Raw genomic sequence first — 4491 nt, forward strand, 5'->3', positions numbered from 1 at the left:
CGGCGCTGATCAGTGCCAGGTGGGTGAAGGCCTGCGGGAAGTTGCCCTGTTGCTCGCCGGTACGGCTGATCTGCTCGGCGTACAGGCCCAGGTGGTTGGCGTAGGTGAGCATCTTCTCGAAGGCCAGCCGTGCCTCGTCAAGTCGCCCGGCGCGGGTGAGCGCCTCGACGTACCAGAACGAGCAGATCGAGAACGTGCCCTCCTCGCCGCGAAGGCCGTCCGGGCTGGCTTGCGGGTCGTAGCGGTAGACCAGCGAGTCGGACACCAGATCCGCGGTGAGCGCGTCCAGCGTGGCAAGCCATTTCGGGTCGGTCGGGGAGACGAACTTGACCAGGGGCATGATCAGGACGGAGGCGTCAAGAACGTCGCCGTCGAAGTGCTGGATGAACGCCCGCCGGGTGGCAGACCAGCCGCGTTGCATGATCTTCCGGTAGATCGCGTCCCGGGCCTGCCCCCAGCGCACGAGGTCGGCGGGCAGGCCGCGGCGCCGCGCCATCCGCATGGCGCGTTCGATCGCCACCCAGCACATCACGCGGGAGTACAGGAAGTTCTTGCGCCCGCCGCGGGTCTCCCAGATCCCCTCGTCGGGCTGGTCCCAGTGATCACAGACCCAGTCCACCAGGACGCAGAGCTCGTCCCAGTAGTCGCTGGAGATGGGCTGCCCCCACTTGTCGTAGAGGTAGACCGAGTCCATCAGTGCCCCGTATATGTCGAGCTGGAGCTGTCCGGCGGCGGCGTTTCCGGTGCGCACCGGGGCGGATGCCTGGTAGCCCTCCAGCTGGGTCAGCTCGGCTTCGGGCAGTTCGGTACGTCCGTCGATGCCGTACATGATCTGCAGCGGGCCCGAGGGGCCGCCCCCGCGCCGGGTGACGTGCTTGGCCAGGAACGCTATGAAGGCCTCGGCCTCCCCGGCGAAGCCCAGCCGCAGCAGCGCGTAGACGCAGAAGGCGGCGTCGCGGATCCACAGGTACCGGTAGTCCCAGTTGCGCTCGCCGCCGATCTGCTCGGGCAGGCTCGTCGTCGGCGCGGCCACGATCGTTCCGGTGGGCGCGTAGGTGAGCAGCTTGAGGGTCAGCGCGGAGCGGTGCACGGTCTCCCGCCACCGGCCACGGTAGCGGGACGCGGACAGCCATCGCCGCCAGAACGCCACCGTGGCGGTGAACTGCTGTTCGGCCTCGGCGTGCGGGCAGGAGCGCGGCGCGATGTCATCGCCGACCTGGTCGAGCGCGAACACCGCGGACTCCCCCTCCAGGAGCTTGAACGACGTGGTCGCGTCCTGTGCGTCGTGGTCGACCGGCACCGTGGCGGTCAGCGCGAGCGCAAGGCCGGCGGACTCGAAGACGATCTGGCCGGCGTGCCGCCGGATGGTGTGCGGCTGCCTGGCGTAGTCGAACCGGGGAGCCACCCGCGCCCGGAAGGGGATCGATCCGCGCACGCACAGGACGCGCCGGATCAGGCGGTGCCGGCCGGCCTCGCCGGGTTCGCCGATGATCGGCATGAAGTCCTGGACTTCACCCACGCCGTCCTCGGTGAAGAACCGGGTGATGAGCACGTTGGTGTCGGGGAAGTAGAACTGACTGGTCTTCGCCGGCGCGTCGGCGGCCAGTTCGAACGACCCGCCCCGGTCCGCGTCGAGGATCGAGGCGAACACGCTGGGGGCATCGAAGCACGGGCAGCAGTACCAGTCAATGGTGCCGTCGGTGCCGACCAGGGCCACCGTGCGCAGGTCGCCGATCAGCCCGTGGTCGGCGATCGGCAGGTAGCGAGATGCGGTGCCCGGTTGTTGCCTGCCGCTCATGCATGTGTCCTTCCCGGCGTCGGCGGCGGTTAACGAGCGGCGAACCGGAGCGCCGTTCCCTGTCGTAGCGCCCGGCTTGCACCGGTAAGTCCCCCCGTTGCAGGCATTCACTTGCCCCCGCGAGCAGAGGTAGAACGGGAAGATAGCCAAGCGCAGGGGGGACACCATGAACAAGAAACTGCTGGCAGGCTTGGCCGCCGTCAGCTTCCTGGCGGGCGGGGGAGCCACGACCGCCGCGGCCGTTGCCGGCGCACCGGCGGCGGCCGCGAGCACAGCCGCCGTGGCGTCCAGCACCTCCGGGACGCCCGGCCATGGCCCGCTCGGGTCACTGGTCGCCAACGGCACGATCACGAAGGCGCAGGCCATCGCCATCCGCAACGCACTCGTCACCTACGTGCGTGGCCACTGGCGGAGCACGCTTGACACGGTGCTAGGCCCGCTGGTCAAGAACCACACCATCAGCCAGGCCCAGGCCAACTCGGTCATCACCGCCTTCTCCCACCAGATGTAGCACCGCGGAGGGCGCCGATGACCCGGCCGGCGACAATGAACTGGTGCGTATCCGCGCGGCCCGCGTCACAGAAGCTGCTGGACCACGCCGCGAGCCTGGCAGCGGCTGACGGTCTTCCCGCACTGACGCTGACCACGTTCGCCCATGTGCCGTGGAACGCTCCCTACTACGTCAGGTGCGGGTTCAGGGTCCTTGACGACGCCGAGCTCACCCCCGGCCTGCGGGCGATCCGCGAGCGGGAAGCCTCGCTCGGGCCCGACCGGTAGCCCCGGGTGTGCATGCACCGCGGCTTGGCCCTGGCGTGAGTGCGGAGCAGCAGTCGGTTATCCCCCGGCTGCCCTCGCCGCCTGCTCGACCTGGTTCCGCTTTGGCTACCCGGTCACCGTCAGTGACTTCGTGGACACGGGGCCGGCACCGGCTCCGGGGAACGCCGATCCGACGCCGCTGAACATCACCAGCGTGACGGTGTACCGTCCCGGATGGCGGTACACGTGCGTCGGAGACTGGCCCGAACCGGTGGTGCCGTCGCCGAATTCCCACAGATATGTCATCACCGGCTGCGCGCTGACAGTGCCCAGCGCGGAGAAGCTCACCGGCTGTCCTGCCGGCGCGTGCTTCGGTCCGAAGCTGAAGCCGGGGGTGATCCCGCTCTGACCTGTGGTCACGATGCCGCCGTTGCCCGTGGACGTGCCGTCGTTGGCCATGATGGTCAGGCCAACGGAGTACGCGCCCGCCGACGGGAAGGTGTGCGAGATCGTCGGCGTCGTCTGCTCGATCGTCTGCGCGCCGAAGGCGTCGTTGAACTGCCAGACGTATTCAGCAACACCGCCCGGTGCGCTCGAACCGCGGGCGTCGAAGTTGAGGGTCAGCCCGGAGCCCGCGGTGACCCTGAACTTTGCGTGCGGTCGTGCCCTAGCCGGCGTGAGCCGCTGCAGGCACGAATGGGTCTGATTGCTCCACTCCTCCTGGAACCAGTAGAAGTGGCCATTGATCACCTGGTTGAACTTGGCGCCGTTGTGCGTCCCCAGCGGGGTGCCGAACATGCCGACGCACTGATCGCCGATCTCGGACCCTTGGAGGGCCCCGGCGCCGTTGGTCCAGGCGTCGTTGGGCAGCGGATCGCTGACCGATTCGTTCTGCTCGTGGCTGAGCCCGCCGTTGATCTCGCCTCCGGCGATGCTGCCGGTGGGATTGTTCCCGTCCTCACACAAGGGGTTGGTGGCGTCGAACGGGTCATCGGCATAGATCAGCAACGGCGACAGGCTGCTGTTCTCGTGGTACGCGCAGAAGAACGCAAGGTTGGAGGGCTCACCCGCTGAGCAGCCGCCGAACGGTGGAGTCGCGTTCGGGTCATTGCTGAAGCAGGTCTCCACATGCGGGGGCGTGAGCAGGAAGTACTCGTGGCTGAGGTCGGTCTTCAGGCCACGGGAGGCGACGAAGTGCTCGAGCTCTGCCTGGATCTGGGCGTCGGTCAGGCACGCGGTCACCGGCGCGGCCGCCGGGCACTCGGTTGCGGGATACGAATCGGTGTCGACCAGCGCACCGCCGAAGGTCGTCTGGTACCGCGCGAACGCTCCTGTCAGGTCGTTGTACTGGGCCGACACCGAGTCCACGTTCTGATGGCCGCCACTGTCGTGGGCCAGGTCCCTGAAGAAGGTCCTGAGACCTGAGACATAGCCCGCCTGGTACGCAGACACGCCTGTCGGGCTCCAGAGCACCATGTAGTCGGTGTTCGACGGCATCACCGGGCCGCCGTTGTAGTCCATGTTGGTGAAGACCCGGTCGAAGCCGGTTCCCTTCGCTCCCCGGAGCGGAACGTAGGCCATGGGGTGGGCCGACGCACGTGACGCCGGCCGCGATGCGGCTACAGCGGTGCTCATCGGCATGGCCAGGGGAACGGCGAGCGCAATGGCGGCGCACGCGACCAGGACAGTCCCCGGTAGACGGATACGCACGTGTCGTCCTCCCGCCCGTCCCGCTTTCCGGGCCGGATTACCTCAGTTCCCAGGCGGGCCGGGCAGCCCGCGCCGAGGACCATACCACAGCGGACTACAGCTCCGGAATAGGTCGCATCCTGCGGGCCGAAGGCCGGCTACTGTCAGTTATTGATCGGGGCGACAGTGGTTCAGGCCCGAATCCGCGAGCCCCCAAAAAAAGGAGATGCTCAATTTTGAACATGACA

The 4491-nt window shown here is 68.0% G+C and carries 3 protein-coding genes and 1 pseudogene; 2 read left to right on the forward strand and 2 right to left on the reverse strand.

Translation table 11 applies throughout. The annotated features are described in order from the left end of the window. Positions 1-1798, reverse strand: a 1798-nt coding sequence (locus VGS97_RS17825) for a glycoside hydrolase family 15 protein (RefSeq protein WP_326854695.1), incomplete at its 3' end; no start/stop codon positions are given. A gap of 166 nt (positions 1799-1964) precedes the next feature. On the opposite strand from VGS97_RS17825, the gene VGS97_RS17830 reads away from it, so the two are divergent. Together VGS97_RS17830 and VGS97_RS17835 are read left to right on the forward strand one after the other, a co-directional pair. After that, positions 1965-2309 (forward strand): hypothetical protein, encoded by a 345-nt coding sequence (locus tag VGS97_RS17830; RefSeq protein WP_326854696.1) that lies wholly within the window; start codon positions 1965-1967, stop codon positions 2307-2309. A gap of 71 nt (positions 2310-2380) precedes the next feature. Next, positions 2381-2575 (forward strand): annotated as a pseudogene (locus VGS97_RS17835) (GNAT family N-acetyltransferase); the annotation flags it as partial. Between the two features lie 105 nt (positions 2576-2680). On the opposite strand, the gene VGS97_RS17840 reads toward VGS97_RS17835, so the two are convergent. Continuing rightward, a complete protein-coding gene (locus VGS97_RS17840; RefSeq protein WP_326854698.1) occupies positions 2681-4135 on the reverse strand; it encodes a PKD domain-containing protein in 1455 nt (484 codons plus the stop codon). Positions 4136-4491: the final 356 nt, after the last annotated feature.

It is taken from the genome of Actinocrinis sp. (genome assembly GCF_035946395.1).
GTDB lineage: Bacteria > Actinomycetota > Actinomycetes > Streptomycetales > Catenulisporaceae > Actinocrinis.